Raw genomic sequence first — 25,844 nt, 5'->3', positions numbered from 1 at the left:
CCCTCAAACCAATTGCCATGAGTGAAGATCAAAAACGGATGCTGGAGCAGCAGCTTTGGAATATAGCCAATACGCTGCGGGGTAAAATGAATGCGGATGAATTCCGTGATTATATCCTGGGTTTTATCTTTTTTAAGTACCTGAGTGAAAAGATGGAACTGTTTGCTAATGAGATCCTTAAGCAGGACAAAATCAAATTCACCGATCTAAAACCCGGCATTGCTAAATACAAAGATTACAGAGAAGCCGTTAAAGATGAGGCGCTTGAAAAGCTTGGATATTTTCTTGGGCCAGAGGAACTTTTCACTTTTATCGCACAACGTGGAATGGGTGAAAATAAAGATGCTGATGCATTTGACGAGAACAAATCGGAATTTATCTTAGGAGACCTGCAAACCATCCTGCGTAATATTCAGCTGAGTACAATGGGAACGGAGAGCGAAGAGGATTTTGACAATCTTTTCGAAGACATGGACCTGAACAGCACAAAGCTTGGTAAGACACCTGCAGCACGCAACGCAATTATTGCGAAAGTCTTATGTCATCTCGATAAGATCGATTTCAAATTAAACGACACCGATTCAGACATACTTGGAGATTCTTATGAATACCTAATCGGACAATTTGCGAGTGGTGCTGGAAAAAAGGCGGGAGAGTTTTATACACCGCAGGAGGTATCGAAGATCCTCGCGAAGATTGTTACGACGGACAAGCACAAATTGAAATCGGTGTACGACCCGACCTGTGGATCCGGCTCTCTTCTACTGCGCGTGGCAAGAGAAGTGAAGAATGTGACTAACTTTTACGGCCAAGAAATGAACCGCACGACTTACAACCTTGCCCGAATGAACATGATTCTGCATGGTGTGCATTACCGAAAGTTTGATATCAAACAGGATGATACACTTGAGCGGCCGCAGCACATGGACAAACAATTTGAGGCTATCGTGGCCAATCCGCCGTTTTCTGCAGAATGGACAGCCAATCCATTGCATTTAAGCGATGATCGGTTTAGTCAATACGGTAAACTCGCCCCTGCAAGCAAAGCGGATTATGCATTCGTACAGCATATGGTTTATCATTTGGCCGAAAACGGTATCATGGCGGTTGTTTTACCGCATGGTGTTCTTTTCCGTGGTGGCGGAGAAGCGCATATCCGTCGTTACCTGATCGAACAAAAGAATTACCTGGACGCAGTGATCGGCCTGCCTGGGAATATTTTCTATGGAACCAGTATTCCTACATGTATCCTGGTTTTAAAGAAATGCAGGGAGAGCCCGGAGAATATTCTGTTTATTGATGCGAGTCGTGAATTTGAAAAGGTAAAAACGCAGAATATATTGCGCGATGCACATATCAAAAAAATTGTTGACACTTACCGCAACAGAAAGGAGATTGAAAAATACAGTCATTGCGCCACCTTAGAAGAAGTCGAAGAGAATGACTATAACTTGAATATTCCGAGATATGTTGATACGTTTGAAGAGGAAGAAGAGATCGATATCCAGGCAGTAATGGCGGACATTAAGCAGCTAGAGTCTCAGCGTAGCGAACTGGATAAAGAAATAGAAATGTATTTGAAAGAATTGGGATTAGTGGGTTAAACTTGAGGCTGTCCAATCCTTAATGCATCTAAATGGGTTCTTAAAATCACTGAGCTGTGGCAAAAAAACAAAAAGATATAAAGGTTCCAAATTTGAGATTTCCGGGGTTTGAGGGGGAGTGGGTCAAGAAAACTTTAGGTGAATTATGTGTAATGCAGGCGGGAAAATTCGTAAATGCTTCAGAAATTAGTCACATTACCAATAAGGATTATTATCCATGTTATGGAGGAAATGGGTTGCGTGGATACACGAAAACTTTCAATTACGATGGTAAATATTCATTAATTGGACGCCAAGGAGCGCTATGCGGAAATGTGAATCCTGCGGATGGCAGATTCCATGCAACTGAACACGCAATAGTTGTCACGCCTAATAAATCGATTGATTCAGATTGGATGTTTTATCTATTAACTGCCCTGAATTTGAATAAATATGCCACTGGAATGGCGCAACCGGGATTATCGGTTAAGAATTTAGAAAGGGTGGAAGCAATTATTCCTAAAACAACCGATGAGCAGAAAAAAATCGGCATAATCCTTTCTCTATTAGATACTCGTATTCAAACTCAAAGCAAAATAATTGATACCCTTAAAACCTTAATCAAATCATTTAGTAATACCCTTTTTTTGCGTCGCTTGAGAATTAAAGACGAAAATGGAAAGGAATTCGATGATTGGAAACAAATGTCTGGAGCAGATATTTTCGCAAGCTGTTCCAATACAAATCACAACTCAGACTTGCCTATTTTAGCAATTACTCAAGATATGGGAGCGGTACCAAGAAATTTGATTGATTATCAAATATCAGTAACCGATAAAAGCATCGAAAGTTATAAGGTGGTAGAAATTGGTGATTTTATAATTAGTTTAAGAAGCTTTCAAGGTGGTATTGAATATTCGAGTTATAAAGGAATATGCAGTCCGGCATACGTGATTTTACGAAACAAAGTTGAAATAGATCATCGATTTTATAAGTATTATTTTAAATCGAATTCCTATATTCAGTTACTTAATAAAAAACTTGAAGGTATCAGAGACGGAAAAATGATTAGTTATAAATATTTTTCAGAGATAAGTTTACCATACCCAACAATAAAAGAGCAGATCAAAATTTCCAATTTGCTGTCAACTATTGATTCCAAAATAAAAGTGGAAACCGACTTGCTTTTCCAACTGAAAAAGCAAAAACGGGTTCTTTTATCACGATTGTTTATATGAACATTTTATCCAACAAATATTTTTTTTGCTTTTTGTAGTTCAAGAGAATTTGATTCTCGATTTCGATTTTCTTTTCACCCCAAACTATAAAATCAGCAATACGATTTTGCTCGCTCAGTGAAGGGAATAATAATTCAAGTTGTGTTAACTTATTGAAGTACATGTATGTTCTGGAACCACCTTGCTTTTGCATTAATGCGTAATTTTTAAAATCAGCACATTCGTTTAAGTAAGTGCGTAAAAAAATGTCATTAACTCCTATCGTAGTGAATACCGGATATAGTGTGCTCACAATACCGTAGTCGCAGATTGTATTTATGTTGAATTTAAATATTGTATCATCACTCATGTGCCTATATGTAAAATAACCTCTGGGAACAATATTATATCCGGTGGTGTCTTTACTTGCAACATCGTTACCGTCAAAGTAATCTTTTTGAAAATAAATTCCAGTTCTTGCTGACGTTAACACTGGATATTGATTGTTTGTAGTGGCCTTTTTTTCAAATTTTTTAAGCACGATTCCCACTTTTTTCTTAGTCCACTTTGGAAATTGACTTCCGTTATCGCTTTTGAATCTTGCGGCTCGATTTAGTAGTCTATCTACAATGCTTTTAATTGAAGATTCAGTTCTCTCAATTATTTTGCTTTGAGTGTCGATTTTCCTGTCGAGTAGTGCTAGGAAGCTCGCTATCTTGTCTTGCTCTTTACGACTAGTAAGGGAAATTTTACAGCTAGCATATTCTTGAGAATTCAATCCGGGCTGCCCAGATCTCATTGACATTAATTTCACCCATCTATTATAATGCTGATTTTGAGTCTGTGCGAAAATGAAATGTGCATTATACTCCTTTGCTATCCTCGCCCGAATCAAAAAACCGGCGAAATACAATCTGCCGTCACTACAATTATACAAATAACTTTTCCCGACACTAGCCCCGGTCCTCGCGAACAATATATCAGATTCTTTAACCAAGTACTTATCGTTTAATTCTCCATCTGGTGACACAGGATCTGAAGCTAAATATCTAGATGATTGTTCGTCAATATCTGTTATTCTGATATATTTATTCGTGCCATCATACTTTATAGCTGAAGCGTTCATCCCATATTCAAGAGAAGTGACACATTTTCCCAAGATGGTTTCGACCCACTCCCCCTCAAACCCTGGGAATCTCAAATTTGGAACCTTGAATGGAACTTAAGGATTTGGGATCCTAAATGATAATTTGAGGATTATTAATCATTATTTAAACCAAAACGATTATGGAGAAACAAAAAACGATTTCGGAAGTTGCTCAGCAATGGAAGACGGACAAACAGATGTATGTAAAAAGATCCAGTTGGTCTGCGTATGCCTTATTGCTAGAAAACCACATTATGCCGGTGTTTGGAGCATCCGAGCATATAGAAGAACAAGATGTCCAGGGATTCGTATTAAAAAAACTCGGAGATGGGCTTAGTCAAAAATCTATTAAGGATATCTTGATCGTGTTAAAGATGATACTGAAATTCGGTGAAAAGAAAAAATGGTTGGTGTATAAGCCATTCAGTGTCCAATTCCCGACGCAGCGGGAGAGACACCATGTTGACGTACTGACGAGAAGTCACCAGAAGATTGTTATGGATTATGTGAGGGAGCATTTTACATTCCGGAACTTGGGCATCTATATCTGTTTGTCGGCCGGCATGCGGATCGGAGAAATTTGTGCCCTTACATGGGAGGATGTAGATACCGATAATGGGGTTATTCATGTGCGGAGAACCATACAACGTATTTATATTATTGAAGACGGCAGCCGAAAGACAGAGCTTTTGCTCGACACACCTAAAACCAAGAACTCCATTCGAGATATTCCGATGAGTGGAGAACTATTGAAAGTGTTGAAACCCATTCGGAAAATTATGAATGCGAACTTTTTCGTACTGACCAATGACGCGAAGCCGACAGAGCCCCGTACGTATCGGGCTTACTATAAAAGTCTGATGCAATCTTTGAATATTCCAGACCTAAAGTTTCATGGGTTGAGGCACAGTTTTGCTACCCGCTGTATAGAAAGTAAGTGCGATTATAAAACTGTCAGCGTACTGCTGGGTCATTCTAATATAAGTACCACATTGAATCTGTATGTCCATCCTAATATCGAACAGAAGAAAAAGTGTATAGACCAGATGTTCAAAGCGTTGAAATAGCTGCCCTGTTATATCATTTTTCTTAGTAATATTGATCTTATGGGGAGGCAATCTGAACAGATCTTAGAAGAACAATTGATAATCCAGCTGCAAAAGTTGGGTTATCAATCTGTTCGTGTTGAAACTGAAAAAGATCTGCTGTCTAACCTCAAAAAACAACTGGAAAAGCACAATAACCTTTCCTTTTCCCAAGCTGAGTTCGACAAAGTGATCAATATCCTGAATAAAGGGACCGTATTTGAAAAAGCCAAAACGCTAAGGGAAAAGCAACATATTGAGCGGGACAATGGCGATGACCTGTACTTTGAATTTCTGAATATTGAACATTGGTGCCAGAATCAATACCAGCTGACCAATCAGGTAACCATCGAGGGTAAGTATAAAAACCGCTTCGATGTCACCCTGCTTATCAACGGCCTGCCGCTGGTTCAGATTGAATTGAAGCGCCGGGGGCTTGAGCTGAAAGAAGCGTTTAACCAGGTCAACCGCTACCAGCGTCATTCCTTTGCGGCGCATTCCGCCCTGTACCAATATGTGCAGGTCTTTGTCATCAGCAATGGTGTCAATACAAAGTATTACGCCAATAACAAAGATCAGAGTTTCAAACAGACTTTTTACTGGACAAATGTTGACAACAAACGGCTGACCAATATCCTGAACGGGTTCACAGACGCCTTCCTGGAACCCTGTCATATCAGTAAAATGATCTGCAAGTACATCGTACTGAACGAGACGTACCGGATCCCGATGATCTTACGACCGTACCAGTTCTATGCGGTAGAAGCTCTGGTCGAACGGGTCAAGAATTCAACCAAAAACGGATATGTCTGGCATACGACTGGTTCAGGAAAGACATTGACCAGTTTTAAAGCGAGCCAGATTCTGACAAGCATGTCTCAGGTATATAAAGTCGTTTTTGTTGTAGACAGAAAGGATCTTGATTACCAGACGACGAAAGAGTTCAACAGTTTCAGCAGTGGCAGTGTCGATGGGACTGATCATACCGGTAACCTGGTGAAGCAGTTATTAGGGACCTATGTAGACAAGAAAGGAGAGGCGAAAAATACCAAACTGATAGTTACAACCATTCAAAAGCTCAATACGGCGATCAGTAAATTACGGTATGAGAAAAAGATGCAGGAGGTACAGGATAAGCGCATCATTTTCATTTTCGATGAATGTCACCGCAGCCAGTTTGGCGACGCGCATAACCGCATCCGGGAGTATTTTCAAAACGCGCAGGTGTTTGGGTTTACCGGTACTCCAATTTTCGCATACAACGCAACAAAAAATGAATTTGGTAAGCGTACTACGAAGGATCTGTTTGAAGATTGTCTGCACAAGTATGTTATCACCGATGCTATCAAGGACGAAAATGTACTCAAGTTTTCCGTTGAATATGTTGGTCGTTACAAAAAGAAAAACAGTGCAACGGAGATCGATATCGAAGTAGAAGATATTGACACGGAAGAGTTAATGGAGGACGATGCAAGGCTTGAAAAAATTGCCGGTTATATTACCAGCCAGCATGGCCGCAAGACGCATAACCGGGCATACTCCGCCATGTTTTGTGTTGACAGTGTCAAAAGTTTGATCCGTTACTATACTATCCTCAAACGTAAAAAGGTAGCAGGCGAACATGATCTCAACATAGCAACGATCTTTAGCTATGGTGTCAATGAAAACGATGATGATGCGAACGGATTGATGAATATCGACGGAGGCAATGCGCATAGCAGGGAGAAGCTAGATGAATGTATCGCGGATTACAACCTGCAATTCGGCACCGCTTACTCTACGAAGACAAGTGAAGACTTCTATAATTACTATAATGATATTTCGAAGAAGCTAAAGGAACGGGAGAAAAATCCAGAGAATATAAATAACCGGATCGATATTTTGCTTGTGGTAAATATGTTTCTCACGGGATTTGATGCTAAGAAAATTAATACACTCTATGTCGATAAAAACCTGAAACATCATGGATTGATTCAAGCGTATAGTCGTACCAACCGGATCATCAATGAAACCAAGTCACAAGGAAATATTGTTGTGTTCCGTAATCTGAAGCATCACACCGATGAAGCGATTACGCTGTTCAGCAACAAAGATGCGATCGAGGTCATCATCATGCAGCCTTATGACGATTATGTGGCGAAAATGGACGAGGCGTATGAAAAACTACAGGCCGTAACGCCGACAGTTGAAAGTGTCAATGAGCTGGAAACAGAAGATGATGAACTGGCTTTCGTGCAAGCCTTCAGGGAACTGATGCGGGTCAGAAATGTGCTTGCCTCCTTTTCGGATTTTACCTGGGAAGACCTTGCCATCGATGAACAGCAGTTCGAAGATTACAAAAGCAAATACCTCGACCTATATGATAAAGTAAAAAGCGCTCACCAGAAGGAGAAAGTATCTATACTCGATGATATAGATTTTGAATTAGAGCTGATACATCGGGATGACATCAATGTGTCTTATATCATCCAGCTGTTGATGAAGCTGAAAATGCAGAACAAAAAAGACAGCGCCAAACAGCGAGAAGAAATATTTAACCTGCTTAATACGGAAGCCACGTTGCGTAGTAAGCGTGAACTCATCGAACAGTTTATCCTGGAGAATATGCCCGTAATTCAAAAAGCTGATGATATTGCAGGTGCCTTTCAGGAATATTGGAACAAGGAACAGCGCAAGGCTATGCACAAGCTGGTGGATGAAGAAGGATTGTCGCATGATAAGACAGAGAAGCTGATCGAAGAATATTTGTTCTCCGAAAGAGAACCCCTCAGGGACGAGGTATTAGACCTAATCAATGGGGAGCAGCCCGGTGTACTGCAAAGAAAAAGCCGTGGTGACAGGATCCTGCAGCGAATCCGGGATTTTATTGATACGTTTATTAATGGGATGGATTTGGGATAAGTAGTGAACAACCTCACCGTTCACTTACTGATTCTGTGTCTGCAGATTCGTCTTTTACATCTCGTAAAAATTTGATTTCTTTTGAACGCTTATCGGCTTTTAATTTCTCCCAGACAAAAATGCGCCAGATCAGAAAAGCTTCTTTAGAAGAATTGACCAGTGATTGTTCTTTGTTGTCGTTTTCAAGCAAATAATATAACCTGCCATCTTCATTCGGATTAAGGCCTATCAGCGGCATGGAATAAATGGGCTCTTTTACTTCGAAGGTTAAAATGATACGTTTCTGGTTTAGGGACGTCAACAGTTCCCGTATCAATTGGTGAACGAATGACAACTGGCGCGGGTCCTGCATGAATGCCGGTAATGCATCGCGCTGTTTGTTCCCCAATGTTTCCTCGTAATGCAGTAAGGTTTCTTTTGAGATCAGATTTTTGTTTTGTAGCCGGTCGATTTTATCGCGGTCAGCGAAGTGTTCGTTAAAATATTTGTTGAGCGTCTTTTCTAAACCGTGCCAGAAAATATCGCAATAGGTATCGAGAGGGAAATTGAACCGGTAATATTTTGGTTTGTCCGACTGGCGGAATAAAAACTCGATCAGGTCATTAAAGAATAGTTTCCTGATTGAGAAATTTCCTACATTGATAATGTTATCTACATCCATAGGCTTTGCCGTGACATAGCTCACATAACTCGCGGCGGACAATTCATCTTTGAATGTGTTTTTTGTGGCCGAAACAGAACGTTCCGTTTTGGTAAGCGTTGCATTTTTTTTGCCTAGCGAATCCAGTATACGATTATATATTTCACCGACCTCATCCTGCTGTAGCCTTTTTTCCAGGGCCAGCCGCAAAGCGATTTTAAAAGAGTCTGTTACCGTCCGGCTAACTGTATCAGATAATAGCTGGGAGATATAGGCTTTCAGGTTATTGAGAATCCGAAGGAAATTTGGGTCATTGGCGGGTAATGCATACGGACTGCCCTCCAAGGTCAGAAACTGGTTCACCAGGTCCTGCTGGCTTTTGAACAGTGGGGCATCGCCGAACTTTTGCTCTAATAAGATGGAGGATGCGTCATTCATAGCACAATGTTAGGGTTTAGACCTTGAAAATCAAGCAATACCGACAATAAATTTTTATTAAATCAGCAAACTTTAATAAAAATTTGATTTTTTCACAAGAAGTAGTATTTTTGTAGTGTTAACATTACATCACATGATTGATAAACCCACATGATACAAAAAGCCCCTAAAAGAAGTTCGCGGCTTCCGTTAAGGGCTGATACATTAAGAAAGGTAGACTTTGGTAAAACCGCCTTTCCTGGTTAGTTATACCCCCTCGTCAGAGGTATTGTGCTGCAATATAGATAATAATAAATATCGTACCGCCAGTTCATAACGAAATCAGTTAAAGTCCATTTTTTCATTTTTTAACTGATTAACAATGGTTATGAGCCACAATCTTCTCTTTTTCCCACTGGGAAATGCCGACACAACGCTGCTGAAATTAAACAGCGGCAAAAGAATCCTGTTTGATTACGCTAACACGAAAACTGGGGATCCGGACGATCTGCGCTGCGATCTCCCTGAAGAACTGGATAAACATGTTACCAACGACTATTACGATGCCGTTGGGTTTACGCACGCTGACCTGGACCACGTGCAACGTTTTAGTGAATATTTTCACCTGCGGCACGCCAAGATTTACCAGGGTGAGGGCCGTAAAAAGATCAATGACCTCTGGGTGCCTGCACAGGTGATCCTGGAAGAGGGTTGCGAGGATGAAACCCGTATCCTAAGGGCAGAAGCCAGGTACCGGCTCAGGCAGAAAACGGGCATCAAGGTTTTTTCCAAACCGAACAAACTGAAAGACTGGCTGAAAAAGGAAGGCATTCCTTTCGAGGAAGTACAGCACCTGATCGTGGATGCAGGCAAGAGCGTTCCAGGCTGGGGAGCTGAGAATCCCGAAGTGGAATTTTTCGCGCATGCACCCTTTGCCTATACAATCGATGCCGATACAGAGATCAATCGCAATGATGCTTGCATGGTGTTGCAGGCTACGTTCACCAACCAGCAGCAAACCAAGTTCCTTCTGCTCGGTGATGCCGATTGGCAATTGCTGGATCATGTGATCGCTGCCAGCGAAAGATTTGGCAATGAGCACCGGCTAAACTGGGATATTGTGCATATCGCCCACCACATGAGCTACAAATCACTTGCGCCGGAAAAAGGCGAAACCATTACCGAGCCAGTCGGCCCGGTGAAAAAGCTTTTTGAAGAACATGCAGGTGACAATCCCTTATTGATCTCGCCTTCCTGCCCGGTACCGGCTGTTTACGATACGGTGCAACCACCGCATAAGCAGGCCAACAACTATTACCAGTCCGTTGCTGATGACAAGGATGGTGAGCTGCAGGTGACGATGTCCTTCCCGAACAGTGCCGCGCCACGCGCGATTGAAATCGTCGTCAACAATTACGGAACCACTTTACTCAAAACCCTTGCGCCTGCTGGATTCGTGACCGACAGACGAGCACCCAAAGCAGGCTAATGAAACCACAGACACTACTCACACTGGCCGGCGATCCAATGGATCCGGTCAGTATTACGATTACTAAGGCCGCTGCGTTTTATGAAGCGGTAGATCTTTCGCCATTCGCAGAAGTGAGCCAGGTTTTGAAGCTGGCGGATGGGACGGAAACCGTTGTTGTCAGGGCACAGGTCCAGCTGTCCTCCAAACGTGTGTGTGATATACGAGGTGAAGAAACGTTTGCTGTATTGTTCGATCCCAAAGATGCATTTTATCCGCGTGTATGGATGTTACGGGAAGATTTTCCCGAACTGCCACACCAGTTGCTGGAGATCCAGGAAAAGCCGCGTTCGCTTTGCCTTTACAACCAGGACTACAATGAGGTCAAACTATTCTGGACCGGCTTCCTGTTCCTGGAGCGGATCAGGGAATGGCTGCGTTTATCGGCGCTGGGTGAATTGCACCAGAGCGACCAACCGCTTGAGCCGTTGATGATGGGTGAGGACGGTGTGATCTATCTGGAAAGTGTTACCGCAAACCAGGAGGTGTACCTGTACGATATCGGCGGACAGTATCGAAACCGATTGTCTTTGGTTGCAACCGGTCATAATCGAGGTGGTCAACAGTTTCCAGCCAGCCTGGAATGTCTTGTCGGTAAACCGCAACTGCATGGTATTATCAAGCGTTCGCCGCGTGACCTGCGTACTTTAGCTGAACTGCTTTTGGCTGCTGGCATTGATCTTGCTGATTTTTTAAAGCAAAAACTTACCGCTCATAAAACGGCCGGTATCAACCTGAATAACAGGTTGCTACTGATGATTGACCTTCCCAAAATAAGAGAAGAGAATGGGGAGGTGGTTTCCATCGATCATTTTGTGTTCCTGACAGCAGACTCACTTGCTACCATTGGGAAAAAGTTGAATCTCTGGGATGACCTGGCCCCGGAACTGGGTATGGGTTATGTGATGGGGGCCATCAGTACGGAACTATTGAAGACTGTGGAGATCGGCATTCTTCGTCCCGTACTTCCTTTCCAACCAGCGCTGGCTCATTACATGAATAGCGTGGAAGGGTTACTGGTGGTAACGCCCTGCTTTGCGGTTGGTGCCGGTGCGCTCGGTTCGCAGTTTATCATGAACCTGGTAAGAGCTGGCATTGGTAAATGGTCCGTAGCCGATCCGGATTTGCTGTTTCCGCACAACCTCGCCCGCCATACATTACTGGGGTTTGATCTGATGACTAGTAAGGTACTGGGACTTGCGCGCCAGGCAAACAGTATTCTGAAAGGCAGTGTTACACCGCTTGTAAAAGATGTGGTGAACGATCAAACAGATCCTGCGGTTCTGCAAGCAATCGCATCATCAGAATTGCTCGTTGACCTGTCAGCATCCACCGCAGCCTACCGATCACTGGCCGGTTTGGCTGATGGGCGCAGGATCGCCAGCTTTTTCTTAAACCCTTCCGGAACAGACCTGGTAGCGATTGTGCAGGACAAGCAAGCGAAGTATGATGCAATGGCACTGGAAGTGCAGTACCTGCGTTTTCTGCTACACACCGACCCACTGCACGACCATTTTAAGAAGGAAGGAGAGCCCATCCGCTATGGTGCGGGTTGCAGGGATATTTCTTCCACGCTACCCCAGGATTCAATTGCACTCGCTGCAGGGATCGGTTCTAAATATTTTAAGCAAGTGCTCACCAGTGACAAGCCTTCCATCAAGGTCTGGCGCACCGATCCCGATACACTATCGGTCACAGCACACCAGGCCGAAGTGCAGCTTCCTATCGCTCAAACGCTGGGTGACTGGACCGTCTTCTATGACGACTACCTAATCGACAAAATCTACGAGCGGCGCGCAGGAAAATTACCCAATGAAACGGGCGGGGTGTTACTGGGTACCTATGATATGGAACGGAAAATTGTTTTTGTAGCCGACATCATCGGTTCGCCGGAAGATAGCTACGAATACCCGACCGCTTATATACGCGGGATCAAAAACCTGGGCGAGGAACTGCGCCATGTCGCCCAGGTCACCGCTGGTGGCTTACAGTATATCGGTGAATGGCATAGTCATCCGGAAGGATATGGGCCGGGTATGAGTGAGGACGACCTGATCCTGTTTGCGTGGCTGCACGAAAATATGTATCAGGAAGGATTGCCTGCCTTGATGGCCATTGCGGGGGAAAACAGAGAATCCAGATTTTATATTTCAAAGACAGTATGAAGGAGAATATCCACAAAACAAAACGTAAGTAATCCAATGACAAAAACTATTTCTGTAAGCGTCGTCATCGCGTACCTGCTGGGCATACTAGCATTGATTGCACAGATGGGCTATGCGCTGTTGTTTGGGAGCCTGCTTCCCAGCAATGAATACAATCTACTGGTTGAATCCATACTGATCGCAGGAGCAGGCGGCGTGCTGTATTGCCTGCGTGGTGTATACCTGAACTACTGTGTACGTAAAAACTGGGACAGCGATTGGATGGTGTGGTACCTTATCCGGCCTGTTGCTAGTTTGATCTGCGGCGGCGTGAGTTTTCTCTTCCTGAAAGCCGGCTTGCTGGTCCTCGAAGCAAAGAAGGAAACCGACGCTACCAATCTCGGATTTTTTGCACTGGCTTTTATCGCCGGTCTGAACGTCGATAAGTTCATCATGAAGATAGAAGAGCTGGCAAAAGCAACCTGGGGGATTGAGAAATCGAGATCTGCCGGTGAAAACGATAATCATTAAAAACAATTAACAACCATTCATTTTATGAGTAATGCACTTGAAATAGATTTTTTACCAGTAGGCGACGGGTCCAAAGGCGGTGACGCGATTGCACTGCGTTTTGGTAATTATGAATCCGGTAAATGGAAGAGCCAAACCGTGTTTGTTATTGACGGAGGAAATGTTGCCAGCGGAGAGGCGCTGGTTACCCACGTTAATGAAGTATACAAAACTGATAAAGTTAACCGCGTGATCCTTACGCATCCGGATATCGATCATGCATCAGGCTTGCGCACAGTTGTAAGCGAGCTGGAAGTTGGCAAAATATGGATGCATAGACCCTGGAATCATTGGCCCGATCTGCAAGACTCCATCAAAGATGGTCGCATTACCAAAAAAAGCTTTGATCAGCACTTGAAAGATACCTACCAGTTTGCTTACGAGATTGAGCAGCTGGCGAACAAAAAGAAGATTCCAATCTTCGCGCCGAAGCAAGGTTCTTTTTTTAAAGAAGATGGTAAACCTGTTTTAACTGTTCTCGGCCCAAGTAAAGATGCTTATATCAAGCTGCTTCAATCTTCCAAAAAGACACCTGAAATGACAATGCAGGAAAGTCTTGAAAAGGCGTTTTCCGAACTTATGGAAGAAGCGATCATTGAAACAATGGATTTTAGCACGGAACATATTGCTGAAGAAAATTGTACGACCAGTTGTGAAAATAACATGAGTCTTGTGTTGTACCTGACGGTAGCGGGTAAGAAAATATTATTTACCGGTGATGCCGGAACTGCCGGATTGTTTGATGCGATCGCGTTTGCCAAATCCAAAGGCATCGATCTGACCAAGCTTGACAGGTTCCAGGTACCGCATCATGGCAGTAAAAATAATATCTCTAAAAAAATACTGGAGGAAATTTACGCACCAACCGCATATATTTCCTGTAGTGCCAAAGGGGAACCCTGTCATCCAAATGGGAGTGTAATCAATGCGCTGCATAGACGTGAAATCAAAGTGTATCAAACCAAAGGAACCTCTCACTATTTTCACACACCCACCGATTTGAGTAGATCTGGATACTCAGCAGCAACACCTGTTCCTTTTCAATCGGTAGTGGAAGTTTCGTCCTGATTTTCCGACGCTTGCTTTCTTTTCGGGCCTAGTTGTGCAGCTTTTTTGGCCAGTTCTTTTAACTGGGTCTTGCTGATGATCTTTTGTTCTTCAAAGAGCAGGAGCTTCATGGTTTCGCCAAAGTTTTCAACGGGTACCGAAGCATCGGTATATGCGTTGTAGACATGGGCCTTGGCAAGTGCTTGCGGATTGTTTTGCATGCTGATGCGTTCGAGTTCCTTTTCGACGGTATCCTTGCTGTTCATCATATAATTTGTTGAAGTATAGGCAAGGGTATCGGCCTCTTTGCGCGAATAGAAGAAAGGGGGTAAAATCGGCGCGATTTCGGGCAGTTTACCAGACTCGTAAATCAGCGGAATGTCATCTAAATGTTCGGGCAGATAGATCTGAACGACGAAATTGGCAAACATCAACACGAATACGTGTGTAGGCAGGAGCCTGTTTTTATCTCTCTTTTTAAACAGGTTACCAATCGGCGCGCGGTGTCCGAGGCTAAATGGTTTTCTATGAATGGTCATGAACTGACAGCCATTCATTTTTTCATCCAGGCTATCATCCAACAAATAGGCAGGCAGTGACGGATAGTTTTTCATTTCCGCTTCAGGTAGCGAACAGACCGCCATCTTGAGCAAGAGTTTGTACACGTTCAGCGGAATGTAATCGTGTTTGGTGTACTCGATATAGGTTTCGCCACCGGAATGATTGATGGTGATACTTGGGTCACCGAGATCTGCTTTTGAAACCGCAATCCCTTTGGTTCCATCCTCCAGTTTGATGGGTTCAATCTTCAGGCGGTTGTCGGGTGCGGTGTAGGATACATCGCGTCCTCTCCCTTTTTTCTTTTTACCCTGGATACCCTGCAAAGCAAGGACTGGTCCCAAAAAATGATTGAGGTCGTTTTCCAGTTTGGAAAAAATGCTGTTGCACTCGTCGCATTCAAAATCGCTGACGAGTTTTCGGTTGCCTATAAACTCCGGATAGATATGTGCGTCTTTTTTAAAAGTGACGTCCGGCATTTGTTTCTGACAGAATCTGCAGCTGCGATCGGTTTTCAGTTTGTGTTTTACAACTACTTCCGGATTGTAAAAGAGAATGTCCTGAAAATCATAAGCCTGAAAAAATCCTTGTGCAAAGAGGGCCTGCGCTTTACTGAAATGCAATGGCACGGCGTCTGGATCTGTGCCCACTTCCAGCAGCTCATTGGCCTGCATGTTATGCAACGACTTTGTAAAGCGGGAGAGCTGTGTTGTGATGCGCGAGATAATCTTCAAAATGATCGATGGTATCCAGCGCAGCAGGAATGTCGGTAATTGATATTTCATCGGTAGTGTTGTCTGCTTTCAGGTAAACACCCGCCAGGGTCGTAAACCGCACAAGACCTGCGAAAAAATGAACCTGGTATTTTGTTCCGGTCTTTCCACCATCAGGACTTTTGATCATGATCGAACCAGACGACAGTCTTTGGGTTGTATTGATTTGTTGTACCATTTTTTTCTTTAAAGTTATCATTATTTGTTCAGCAACCAAAGCACTTGCTAAGAATTGATTAAGCAGCAATTGTAACACTGTTTACCTGAACCTTTTACGTTTCGATCGCTTCCTCAACAGCGGCGTCTACTACCTTTACCGAATCAGCCAACGCAATGTGAATCAAGATTGCCTCTTCGAAAATCGTCAAATTTTATCAATACTTTTGCGCCGAGAATTTGTTGATTTTTATAGGTGAAAAGCTAATTGCGTCGGGAGATCTTTGCACCAGATACTTCATACTCTGCAATTTCTAAATCCCGTGATTTTTTCACAGCACCATTTTCCCGTTTCAGTGTAATCACTGAAAATCCTCTATTCTGAACTCTGTTATTTTGTTTGTCTATTTCTCTTGCCTTTTCATTTAACATGAGGGTTGCGGTTCTATGAAATTTGGTATGTTTTATATAAGTTCCTTCTTCATTATCTCCATACCATGTATTAAACCCATGCCTGTGTCCATAAAGAAATAGATTAGTTCTAGTTCCATCAATCACATTTCGTATTTTACCCCATCGTTGTGTAGGATCATCTTCATTTATTTCAAAATCTTCTTTACCATGATGGCTCAACAAAATCGTATATAAGTCTTCCTGTTCGTGAATATGAAGCGATTTGTAGATTCGTTCAATAGCACTTTCTGGAATATCCACCTTTTTTGGAGAAGCCCACGACTGTTCGACAACAGAGTTTAGATGAATGAACCGTACACCCCAATGAAGAAACCGGTCATTGATAAAGCATAGATCATTTTGTATTGTGAACCATGAAGGATCCTGTGTCAGGGCATACGCCAATTCTTTGAAGGGAAGCAGTCCATATGATTGGAATTGTTTCTGAGGTGTTTTGTTTGAGGTTAGTTTTTTAGTGCTAAAATTATAGGTGACAGTGTCAGCTGCATTTAAAACCATATTCACATCATGATTTCCTGGCACAAGTAATATTCTAGATTTGTAATTTTCAAATGGGAAAATGCCTTTGCAAAGTGTATTAATCCAATGAACTGCCATCTCTATCTCTTTCAACTCACCCTTAAAGGTTACATCACCTGTTAGACAAAGAAAATCAGGATAAATTTTCTTTTCACGCAAAAAGGCAGCGAGACTATATTGAAGAAATGCAGAATCCAAATCTGTGAGCTTATCGCCGAATTGCAAATCTGAAAGATGAAGTATTGTAATTGATTCATCTTGATCTTTAGTTGTCAGATCTCTGTTGTTAAATTTATTGATTTCCTTTTCAATGTTTAAGCTAATTGATACGTGCAGATTTTCTTTGTCATCTTCATGTTGAAGGCGTTTAGCCATATCTTGAAATTCAGCCCATTCGTAAAAGTGGCAAACAGCAATTTTCCCATTTGAATTGTTTAACCAGCCAACGACTTCCGGGCTCCATCGACTACTCACCAATATTACTGGTCCTCGCGCACCAATTAGATCGACTACTTCAATAAAAAGATTTTGCTGGTCTTTCTTGCGATTCCCTGTCCAACCATCAAGTACCATATCTAGGATATAAGCATCAGCTTTAATTTTGGGGATCTCGCCGATCTGTGAACCGGACTCAATGTATTTCAATTGGAAACGCGGCCCAAGTATGGTTTCATATTCTGCTTTACGGTTTTCTGAAACCAGCCCATCGTCAATGACAAGAAGTGTGTACTGTTTCATATGATTGGTATTTTAAGTTGTATTAAAATTAAATTGTCATAACCTGGTTCATTAATCTTTGTAACAGTCCAATCCCCTTTTAGGTCTTCTTTTAAATGGATTAACCCCCGCTTTTTTTTCCGTTCTATTGTTTCTTTTATTTCGTCTGCCTGTTTCTCCGATGAATTCAAGAATTTAATAAGCACATGATCCCGTTCATAATCGACGTAGATCCACATGTCGGCCAGCTGGTCGTTCTTGGCATCAAACGACCAGATATTTGAAATCGGATGTATCGCGTGAACTGCATTCATTACACAGTAAATAATTTCATCGTATATAAAATCGTCCAAGATCATCCATGCATTTGTGCGATTCAAAGAAAGAATGTCTGAAAAAGTTGATTCGGTTCCAGATATCTTTACTTCGGGGGATTCTTTTAGAAAACGGACTTTGTTTTTCAGTTTAGCCTCTTCTATCCATGTGTTCGAAGTGATTCGTTTTACCAACAGGTATAATTCGTTTTTTATCGGATGTCTTTGTCTTTTTTCGTCACTTTCATATACCACATTGCAAAACAAGAATTTGTGAAGCACTTTTAGTTTTGGAACCACCGTTTCTTCTATCTTTTTCTCCAGTGCTTTCAATGAATTGGCATATTCTGTATTGCCTTCCGAGAGAGACGCAGGGTCTTTTTTATTAAGTACATAAATACAATCTTTTTGGGCATCCTGCAACACAATCAAACATTCATCTTTTAATTTTTCGTCAAAACTATTAGACTCTGACCATTTTCGGTATTCTCTTATTTGATTAATTAGGTATATGACTTTCGACAAACTGTAATTCAAGTGCCTGACACGCACTGCGCTATCTACCTCCATTTTTTTGACATAAAAGTTAACCAGTGGTCTAGTATGGATTTTTCCATAAGCGTTGTATAATTCTGAATGTAACTGTTCAAATTTGGATAAAGTTGAGTAGTCATCTTTAAACTTTAATAAACTGTTGACCCGATCAGTGATGTTGTTTTGCTCGTCGATGGAGTGCCTTAATATATACGCAATGATTAAATCGATATCGATATTATTGAATTTGAAATCTTTTGTTAATAGCCGTTCCATTAACTTGATATGCATTTTCTTTCCCTGCGAGATCAGGACAATAGCCGCCAGTGCGGAATGATTGTCTGTGAAATCCCTGCTGTTGCATGCTTCAAATAACTCTACAGCCATCGCAAAGAGATTGTGGCTGGAATGTTCTGTAGGGAACAAAAGAAATTGGGACGATAATAATTCAATAACTGCTTTCGCCGGCAAAATTGGCTCTTTTCGGCAAAGACTCAAAGCGATATCATCTTTCGATGTTACTGAATGCAATTCGGTCGCATAAATGGTTACGCCGGTTGAATTTGTAAGTGTGATTCTATTGTCAACTCCCTTCTGTTTATCCTCTTCACTGATAATCTGTACGTAGTCATTAGTTAATTCATCAAACTCAATTCCGAATTTCTTTATTACGGGTTCTATCGCTGTCGGCGTGATGCCGTTAGTTATGGGATTGTAATAGGATATAACATCCCACCCAGAAAGCCATTGATCTATACGTTCCTGTGCAAATTGAGATACAATTTCATTTTTTAGATTTTTAGCTTCCTGCAATGCTTTACAGAATGAACAGCTTTCGATTGAGCCGAGCCGAGGTACATCTAACCTCCAATATGCGGTATGCTTACTTTTATCCGGCACTTTGAATGGAAGTCGAAATCGGTCCGTAAGTGTAAACGTTTTCACCTCGTCTGCACCTAAAGAAAACAGCAGGTGTTTTAGCTCTTTCCTTGTGCGGCCGGTAATAATTGTACTGTCAAATAAAACAACCTTGCGTTCGCCTTTGGGATACTGATCAAGCAGTTGAATGATTGGATCAAAAACCAATGGCGAAACTAATAGGGAAGCACCCACCCGCTCTTTGTTGATCGGCATAAGGGAAAAAATCTTTTCAGTCAGCTTAGGACTTATATACCCTTTTATTTTATCTACAACAAATGATGCATTTACGTTGTTTGGATAGGCGATTAACGCTACTTCATCGTTGTTGGATTCTTTTAAGCGATTTTCTATTGCCGGCCAGAATGCTTCACCTGCAGGTGTAAGCTCAGTTTTACTTACACCACCAAGTAAGTTGAAAAATTCTGCAACTAAAAATTGAGCAAATGAGTCATTGTTTTCAAAACTTTCAGTTACTTTTTTGACAAGATTCAATTTTAATAAATCGTGCTTTCCTTCAAATTCAAAATGGCCAAAGGTAATTAGACGTTGTTCAGTGTCCTGCCAGTCTCTATAGGTCGCGGAAGGTGTTCTGGCGTAGACCGATTTTTTGCTCTCTAGATCGTATCTTGGAATCGGGTAAGATTTATAGCCGTGTTTTGCGATTACATGCGTACTTCCTACCCGCTGAAGTTTGTACTTTGTTCTTGGAAATTGTTTCTTATTCGTTTCCAACCAGTCGGGGTCGGGCCAATTCAATAGGTACTGTATGTTTGTTTTTGAATCACTATTTTTAAAAAAATAGATCGGTAAAACCGTAGGAGAGTTCTTTTCTGAATCTGAGTAAAATAATGCGTCGTCAAGGCTGCTTCCCGATGCGAAAACACTACCCAGATATACAATATTTTCATTTTCTTTATCTATATCATTAAAGAATGTCGCGTTGTATTCATCAATGAGCCTTTTAGTCAAGGGATCTAACGGTTTTATAATGCAATTCTTCAGACTTTTGCTATTTTGAAAATCGAAGAAACCAATACTGCGCTCAATATTCTTTCTATAAATGCTCAAACAGAAACTATCTGCGACGGTTTGTGCAAAATTTAAGTAAGTGTCTATTGTTTCGAGCTCCTTATTCCAGGCAACGCTATTGTTTATAAAGAATTGCTTTTGCTTGTTATATTGCTTGACATGCGCCCAAAACAACTTTGAGTCGTGTGCTTTTATCCAAGCAAAAAAGCAACGAATTGAATTTTCTGGATGAAGTTCCCCCTTGTCTAAATTTTCAAAATACCTTTCGCGTTGCGTATCATTAGCCACTGTAAACGTTTTGCCATTCCGTTCAAGTACTGAGACACATAACCTACAAGAGATTAAAATAATTTTCGAAATCTTTTCATACCATCGTCGTTCCGTGTCTTTTTCTGCAAATTGAATATTGTCAAGGATATACGTGTATGTTCTTTTTTCGAACTCCGGTATGTCGGCAATGATTAACGTCCTGTCATCAGATAATGGGAGTATTTTGCAAATATTTGTAATGGAGTCCCATAGCTTATATTTCGTTTGATTGGGTGAGGGAAGGAAAAAAAATACGCGAGCATTCTCTTCACCCGGAAGTAGTGAGATTGCATTATTTGCTTCGAATCTGTTATCCAAAAAAGGATAGCCTGGTACTGATCCGGTAAAACTTGAACGATATAGTTCCTGATATCCTGGGTGATGTTTGGCTGTTCCAATCCAGGAAGTCCAATCTTTACTATTTATTTCGGTTTCAGATCTCCAGGAAAGCCGGAAGATCCAGGAAAGCCCATTTACTTTTAGTGTATTTCTTTTCGCAAGTTCAAAGGACCCCTTGGGATTTTCGAACGGGAACAGAGACCCAACCCACTCATTTTCATCTTTCCCACAGATATAATCCTGATTTGCTTTTAACATTTCTCCAATCAGGTATAATCCTCCTTTTTCTGTACGGTCTGGTATTTCCTCATATTTTCTTCGATTACCTTGTATAAATACATCTGTAAAGGATTGTCTGAAAGGATACTTCGCGTCATGATTGTTGAGGTTACTACGTAAAGATTCGGTAAAGCCAACGCCAGAATCAATTACAAATATTTCAATACACCCGTTTCTCAAATCAAGGAATTCTCGACTTAATTTTGGACAATGTTTCTCCTCTTGTTGTAACCCTTTTTCTATATTGGTTAGTTCTTCAATACTTAAGGATTTGTTTTCTTTTCCATTTCTGAATCGGAGATAAATTCCAGCGTAAGCGTGGTCATTCTCTTTGTAAGCATGCTTTACAATATTCTGAATAGTCTCTACGAGAATATTTGTAATCCTATGTAGGAGTGTACTCTGAGAATAGGAGGGAGCCTTGTCTGATATTTTCGAACGAATGTGTCTTACTTTTGATTCAACCCATGTATCCACATTTGAGGGCTCGCTATTAAACTCTTTCCTGGCGTCGATAAGCAGTGCTGGGATTAAAGTGCAATTGGTATAGAAAACAGTCGTTCTAACTCGTTTGTAACTTTTTAGATAATCTTCGAAATACTGTGTTTTATTATTTTCGTTATCGGTAATTGTCGTAATGCCATCAGTAATCCGGCAACACTTTGCAAACTCTTCCAAAAAACCTTCTTCTGCGAGAAACTTTAAAACCTTGTCTGATTGTTTTTCCTGATTCTCGTCAATCGACGGAAGATATAGTACAGTTTTGCCGCTATTGGCTTTAAAATCTGTAAGAGAAATTAGCAACGATAGAAGTGGTAATGGGTCTACCCATCCGCAAGACGACATATCTATTTCTGCTTCATTAAATCTCACTCCATCATATTGCCTGGCTTTTAGTGCTTCCTGAACGCGTCCAAACTCATCTGCCCACTCTTTGTTTCTAAATGAGGTAATAAGGCGGACTAAAAATTTCTTGTTGTTAACAAACTCCACTCTGATGGGCATGGCAATAAATAAGCAGTTAGTAAAATGGGATTTTTAGGTCAACCAAGGTTGACGTTCTTTGGGAGGTATTTCAATATACAAATTATTTAGTATTCTTCCTGATTACCCTGAAAAACGATTCGGGTTAGTGAATTCATTGTATTTGAGTACTTGAATTAATTCGACACTGAAATTTGAATAAAGTATTCAAATAAGTGTAGGTAAAGCTTTATGATCGCCACAGGATGATAGGAGGCAGGAAATCAACTAATATTAAAATGCCCTGTATTAGATTAAGTATGAGGCGGTTATTTGAGTTTCTGGAGTGATTATATAACCTAGCTTTTAAAAGGTCATTGCGGTGCATACGAGATCAGCACCGAGACCGTGAGCAATTGATTCGAGTTCATTTATCCTATGTCCGAATCTTCAGACGTAGGTGACCAAACTACACACAATAAAGCCGGTTTCGCCAGGTTTCATTGAATTATTATCATTATCCCCTTATTTCGAGAATAGCTCCAACAACCGATCCTTGTAATTTGGGCTCAATGGCAATGCCTGTTTTCCTGTCATTATCACCTCCAAAGTTTTTAACATTTGGATATGGGCAACTGCGACGATGTATGATTTATGGATGCGTATGAACGCGTTAGCAGGTAAAGTTTCTTCGAGTGATTTCATCGTCATGCTTGCCAGGTGTGTCTTACCTGCTGTAACTATTTTGACGTAATCGCCGGAGGCTTCGAAGTAAATGATTTCGTGGTGGGGGACTTTGATGAATGCGCCTTTTTCGCGGATGAGGAGGTAGGGTTGTTCTGTGGGGACGGTGTCGGGTGTGGGTTTGGATATTACTTTCTGCACGGCAGTCTGAAACCGATCGACGGAGAAGGGTTTGAGGAGATAGTCGACGGCGTTGAGGGCGAAGGCTTCAACGGCATATTGTGGGTAGGCGGTGGTGAGGATTACGGCGGGGGCATGGGTTAGTGTCTTTAAGAAATTCAGGCCGTTGATGAGGGGCATTTCGATGTCGAGGAATATGAGGTCCACCTGATGGTGTTCGAGTTTCGAAAGGGCTTCCATGGCGTTGCGGCAGGTGGCGAGGAGGGTGAGGCCTGGCGTCTCCATCACGTACTGTTCGAGGATCTGTTGGGCAATGGGTTCGTCGTCCACTATAATGCATGTGGTTATGGATCTGGTCATGGTTGTAGTTTTAGCAGCAGCGTGATGCAATACTGGTTCGCGTCATGGCGGATCGTTAATTCATGGGTATTGGGGTAATAGAGGGCCAGCCGCTTTTTTACATTTTCGATACCGACGCCGCCGTATTGGGTTTCGCTGATGGGTTGTGAGAGGGTGTCGTTGGTGAGTTGGAAATTCACTTCGTTGTTTTCAATACTGATCCTACCTGTCACGCGGCCTTCGGCATTGACGCGGTGTGCACCGTGTTTGAAACTGTTCTCGATAAAAGGAATGAAGAGCAAGGGAACAACAGACCGGCCTTGCGCATGGTTTGTGATGGTGAAACTGATCGCTGCATTGGGGTAACGCTTCTGTTCCATCGCGATGTAATGCTCCATAAACTGCAAATCCTTTTCGACTGCAACGGTGGTTTCTTTTCCATCGTAAAGTATGTACCGCATCATGTCGGACATGCGTAAGATATAGGTAGGTGTGTCCTTGTTCCCGGTGAGACTCATGCCGTAAATGCTGTTCAGCATATTAAATAAAAAATGCGGATTCAGCTGCGCTTTCAGTGCATCGACCTGTAGGCGGAAATATTCTTTTTCCAGCAAACGTTTGCCCTGTTCTACTGCGAACGCATAACGCGTAAATGCAAGTGATAAAAAAGCAATGCAGTCCGTGAGCAATATTTTAAGATCCCAACCTGTAAAGAGGCGACGAGCATGAAGGCCGTATAATTTAAACTGGCTTACATAGAAATTGTGTGAAGGGCCGTCAGTCATAAACGTAAAAACATAACTCACCATCCAGTTGGTGAGTTTGGGGACGAGTGTGAAGTACAACAGTGTCGAGAGAAAAAATATTGTGTATTGCCTGCGGTGTAAAAGGGCGGGGGCGATGATGCGGTAAAAGGGAACGATGTAAAGTGTCATTGCTATGGCATACAACATCACGGAGAGATGCGGGAAATTGTCGAAACCGGGATTGGGAAGAGCCGCAATGCTTAGGTAGTAGCCATACTTGTACAGGGCCACATAGAGCAACCAGGTAAAGGCTTCCAGCAGCTGGGGGAATCGGTTGGGTTTCTCGGGCGACATGGCTGCAATTTAGATCGTCCGGCCGGCAGGTGCAAATGAGTGTCGCCAAAACCATGGTTTTTTCCGACGAAATGGAGCGGAGTTGATTTCGCCCGCCGAAATCAAGGTTATAAAGATTTGGTAAAAGCCGCCCCGCGGTTCCAACTTTTCTTTGGGTCCTAAATCATAACATATGAAATGGATATTCACGGCCCTGCTCATGGTATCGCTCGAAGCAGGCGCACAGACCCAGCAACAGGTTGACAAGATTAAAAGCAAGGACTATATCAACGCCATCATCAAAAACGTGGGCAACAAACGAATTGTCGCGTTGGGTGAGGACACACATGGCACGGCAGAATTTTACGAACTACGTGCGGCCATCACCAAACGTTTGATCGAGGAAAAAGGATTCACGACACTGGTACTTGAGAACCCGCATGAGGATATGCAGGCGGTGCAGGATAGCCTTCAGCATACATCGCTTGATAGCTTGATGCGCAGGCACCTGTTTTCGATTTACCAGACGAGGCAGATGAAAGAATTTTTAGCGTGGTTGAAAGGTCAAGCCAGGAAGAAGATCAAACTCGCGGGTTGCGATGACAGTTACCGCGAACTGCTTCCGGAGATGATGATGGAAAGCGTGCAAAAGCTGAAGTTGCCGGTCCTGCTGAACCCTGTAACAGAATTCAAGGAGCGGCAGGTGAAAGGCGGCGATCCTGATATCAAATATGGATTGGCTACTTATACTTTGCTCAACCGGATTGACAGCCTGTACCAAAACCAGAAAAAGCGTGATGCGAAGTTTGAAGAACTGCTGTTTCATGCAAAGACCGCTTACATCTTCTACTACCGTTTTTCGCGCAAGGAAGCCGTGTCGCGGGATGAGATCATGGGAGAGCGGATCAGTTATTATGCGAAGGATCCCAATCAAAAAATTATTGTTTGGGCGCACAGCGGACATATTGCCAAATATGCGTGGCTGCAGGATGAACTGGGGCTGATGGGAGCCACCGTGTACAAATATTTCCCAAAGGATTATTTCGCAATCGGCCTAAGCAGTGCGAATGGTCATTACTCCTATATCACCAATCGTTTTATCAACGGCGATCATGTGTTTGATGATACGTTGCATACAACTGCTTTTCGTGAAACGAAAGACAGTTCGTGGAACCAGTTGCTGGCTCAAAACAAGAGCAAATCCTTTGTGCTAGACCTGACCAAAATAACGAAGGCTGACAGCGCGGCGTTTGCGGAACCCAGAAAATTACGCATACAAGGTTACAGGAAAGAAAGCGCAACCTATAACGAGTTCTACCCGATTTGCTTACCGCGTATGTACGACATGATCCTTTTTTTACGAAACACAACGGCCACTGACGGGCTGTTTAAATAAAC

At 42.3% G+C, this 25,844-nt stretch carries 17 protein-coding genes; 9 read left to right on the top strand and 8 right to left on the bottom strand.

Annotated elements, in window-relative coordinates:
• The first annotated feature begins 17 nt into the window (after positions 1-17).
• Both GWC95_RS15625 and GWC95_RS15620 read left to right on the top strand, forming a co-directional pair.
• Positions 18-1,604, top strand: a complete 1,587-nt coding sequence (locus tag GWC95_RS15625; RefSeq protein ID WP_161819647.1) for a type I restriction-modification system subunit M — start codon at positions 18-20, stop codon at positions 1,602-1,604.
• A gap of 56 nt (positions 1,605-1,660) precedes the next feature.
• The gene (locus GWC95_RS15620) at positions 1,661-2,821 is read left to right on the top strand and encodes a restriction endonuclease subunit S (protein ID WP_161819646.1); all 1,161 of its coding nucleotides are present in this window, start codon (positions 1,661-1,663) and stop codon (positions 2,819-2,821) included.
• Here the strand turns inward: GWC95_RS15620 and GWC95_RS15615 are convergent.
• Positions 2,814-4,001 (bottom strand): restriction endonuclease subunit S, encoded by a 1,188-nt coding sequence (locus GWC95_RS15615; protein ID WP_202630302.1) that lies wholly within the window; start codon positions 3,999-4,001, stop codon positions 2,814-2,816. The genes GWC95_RS15620 and GWC95_RS15615 overlap by 8 nt on opposite strands.
• An 86-nt stretch (positions 4,002-4,087) precedes the next feature.
• Between GWC95_RS15615 and GWC95_RS15610 the strand changes: the two genes are divergently transcribed.
• Complete coding sequence (locus GWC95_RS15610; RefSeq protein ID WP_161819645.1) at positions 4,088-5,014, top strand: tyrosine-type recombinase/integrase; 927 nt, start codon at positions 4,088-4,090, stop codon at positions 5,012-5,014.
• A 39-nt stretch (positions 5,015-5,053) separates the two neighbouring features.
• Complete coding sequence (locus GWC95_RS15605; RefSeq protein ID WP_161819644.1) at positions 5,054-7,933, top strand: type I restriction endonuclease subunit R; 2,880 nt, start codon at positions 5,054-5,056, stop codon at positions 7,931-7,933.
• 13 nt (positions 7,934-7,946) lie between these two features.
• On the opposite strand, the gene GWC95_RS15600 is transcribed toward GWC95_RS15605, so the two are convergent.
• Positions 7,947-9,011 (bottom strand): hypothetical protein, encoded by a 1,065-nt coding sequence (locus tag GWC95_RS15600; protein WP_161819643.1) that lies wholly within the window; start codon positions 9,009-9,011, stop codon positions 7,947-7,949.
• Positions 9,012-9,378: 367 nt separating this feature from the next.
• On the opposite strand from GWC95_RS15600, the gene GWC95_RS15595 reads away from it, so the two are divergent.
• Genes GWC95_RS15595 through GWC95_RS15580 form a run of 4 tightly spaced genes read left to right on the top strand, consistent with a single transcriptional unit; the run spans position 9,379 to position 14,300 of the window.
• Complete coding sequence (locus GWC95_RS15595; RefSeq protein ID WP_161819642.1) at positions 9,379-10,479, top strand: ComEC/Rec2 family competence protein; 1,101 nt, start codon at positions 9,379-9,381, stop codon at positions 10,477-10,479.
• A complete protein-coding gene (locus tag GWC95_RS15590) occupies positions 10,479-12,683 on the top strand; it encodes a ThiF family adenylyltransferase (protein ID WP_161819641.1) in 2,205 nt (734 codons plus the stop codon). Before GWC95_RS15595 ends, GWC95_RS15590 begins: the two co-directional genes overlap by 1 nt.
• A 36-nt stretch (positions 12,684-12,719) precedes the next feature.
• Positions 12,720-13,193, top strand: coding sequence for a hypothetical protein (locus GWC95_RS15585; RefSeq protein WP_161819640.1), 474 nt, complete (start codon positions 12,720-12,722; stop codon positions 13,191-13,193).
• A gap of 24 nt (positions 13,194-13,217) precedes the next feature.
• Entirely contained in the window at positions 13,218-14,300 is a 1,083-nt protein-coding gene (locus GWC95_RS15580; RefSeq protein ID WP_161819639.1) for a ComEC/Rec2 family competence protein, read from the top strand.
• Here GWC95_RS15580 and GWC95_RS15575 read toward each other — a convergent pair.
• The 6 genes from GWC95_RS15575 to GWC95_RS15550 form a co-directional block, all read right to left on the bottom strand.
• A complete protein-coding gene (locus tag GWC95_RS15575; protein ID WP_161819638.1) occupies positions 14,273-15,511 on the bottom strand; it encodes an HNH endonuclease in 1,239 nt (412 codons plus the stop codon). The genes GWC95_RS15580 and GWC95_RS15575 overlap by 28 nt on opposite strands.
• A 1-nt stretch (position 15,512) precedes the next feature.
• Positions 15,513-15,788: a hypothetical protein gene (locus GWC95_RS15570; protein WP_161819637.1), complete on the bottom strand. Its 276-nt coding sequence runs from the start codon at positions 15,786-15,788 to the stop codon at positions 15,513-15,515.
• 242 nt (positions 15,789-16,030) lie between these two features.
• A complete protein-coding gene (locus GWC95_RS15565) occupies positions 16,031-17,497 on the bottom strand; it encodes a metallophosphoesterase family protein (RefSeq protein ID WP_161819636.1) in 1,467 nt (488 codons plus the stop codon).
• On the bottom strand, positions 17,494-22,206 hold the full coding sequence (locus GWC95_RS15560) for a hypothetical protein (protein ID WP_161819635.1): 4,713 nt from the start codon (positions 22,204-22,206) through the stop codon (positions 17,494-17,496). Before GWC95_RS15560 ends, GWC95_RS15565 begins: the two co-directional genes overlap by 4 nt.
• A 483-nt stretch (positions 22,207-22,689) precedes the next feature.
• On the bottom strand, positions 22,690-23,388 hold the full coding sequence (locus GWC95_RS15555) for a LytR/AlgR family response regulator transcription factor (RefSeq protein WP_161819634.1): 699 nt from the start codon (positions 23,386-23,388) through the stop codon (positions 22,690-22,692).
• On the bottom strand, positions 23,385-24,467 hold the full coding sequence (locus tag GWC95_RS15550; RefSeq protein WP_161819633.1) for a sensor histidine kinase: 1,083 nt from the start codon (positions 24,465-24,467) through the stop codon (positions 23,385-23,387). Before GWC95_RS15550 ends, GWC95_RS15555 begins: the two co-directional genes overlap by 4 nt.
• Before the next feature lie 172 nt (positions 24,468-24,639).
• Between GWC95_RS15550 and GWC95_RS15545 the strand changes: the two genes are divergently transcribed.
• The gene (locus GWC95_RS15545) at positions 24,640-25,842 is read left to right on the top strand and encodes an erythromycin esterase family protein (protein WP_161819632.1); all 1,203 of its coding nucleotides are present in this window, start codon (positions 24,640-24,642) and stop codon (positions 25,840-25,842) included.
• The last annotated feature ends 2 nt before the right edge of the window (positions 25,843-25,844 follow it).

Origin of the sequence: Sediminibacterium roseum, assembly GCF_009939005.1 — a bacterium.
Taxonomy (GTDB): domain Bacteria; phylum Bacteroidota; class Bacteroidia; order Chitinophagales; family Chitinophagaceae; genus Sediminibacterium; species Sediminibacterium roseum.
The sequence above is the reverse complement of the archived record's forward strand: the minus strand, read 5'-3'. Positions and strand labels throughout refer to the sequence as shown.

Coding starts and splice junctions, on each gene's coding strand:
- GWC95_RS15610 (WP_161819645.1), top strand. CDS start 4,088: ATGGAGAAACAAAAAACGATTTCGGAAGTTGCTCAGCAATGGAAGACG.
- GWC95_RS15590 (WP_161819641.1), top strand. CDS start 10,479: ATGAAACCACAGACACTACTCACACTGGCCGGCGATCCAATGGATCCG.
- GWC95_RS15580 (WP_161819639.1), top strand. CDS start 13,218: ATGAGTAATGCACTTGAAATAGATTTTTTACCAGTAGGCGACGGGTCC.
- GWC95_RS15575 (WP_161819638.1), bottom strand. CDS start 15,511: ATGCAGGCCAATGAGCTGCTGGAAGTGGGCACAGATCCAGACGCCGTG.
- GWC95_RS15545 (WP_161819632.1), top strand. CDS start 24,640: ATGAAATGGATATTCACGGCCCTGCTCATGGTATCGCTCGAAGCAGGC.
- GWC95_RS15595 (WP_161819642.1), top strand. CDS start 9,379: ATGAGCCACAATCTTCTCTTTTTCCCACTGGGAAATGCCGACACAACG.
- GWC95_RS15605 (WP_161819644.1), top strand. CDS start 5,054: ATGGGGAGGCAATCTGAACAGATCTTAGAAGAACAATTGATAATCCAG.
- GWC95_RS15555 (WP_161819634.1), bottom strand. CDS start 23,388: ATGACCAGATCCATAACCACATGCATTATAGTGGACGACGAACCCATT.
- GWC95_RS15585 (WP_161819640.1), top strand. CDS start 12,720: ATGACAAAAACTATTTCTGTAAGCGTCGTCATCGCGTACCTGCTGGGC.
- GWC95_RS15565 (WP_161819636.1), bottom strand. CDS start 17,497: ATGAAACAGTACACACTTCTTGTCATTGACGATGGGCTGGTTTCAGAA.
- GWC95_RS15560 (WP_161819635.1), bottom strand. CDS start 22,206: ATGCCCATCAGAGTGGAGTTTGTTAACAACAAGAAATTTTTAGTCCGC.
- GWC95_RS15625 (WP_161819647.1), top strand. CDS start 18: ATGAGTGAAGATCAAAAACGGATGCTGGAGCAGCAGCTTTGGAATATA.
- GWC95_RS15570 (WP_161819637.1), bottom strand. CDS start 15,788: ATGGTACAACAAATCAATACAACCCAAAGACTGTCGTCTGGTTCGATC.
- GWC95_RS15600 (WP_161819643.1), bottom strand. CDS start 9,011: ATGAATGACGCATCCTCCATCTTATTAGAGCAAAAGTTCGGCGATGCC.
- GWC95_RS15550 (WP_161819633.1), bottom strand. CDS start 24,467: ATGTCGCCCGAGAAACCCAACCGATTCCCCCAGCTGCTGGAAGCCTTT.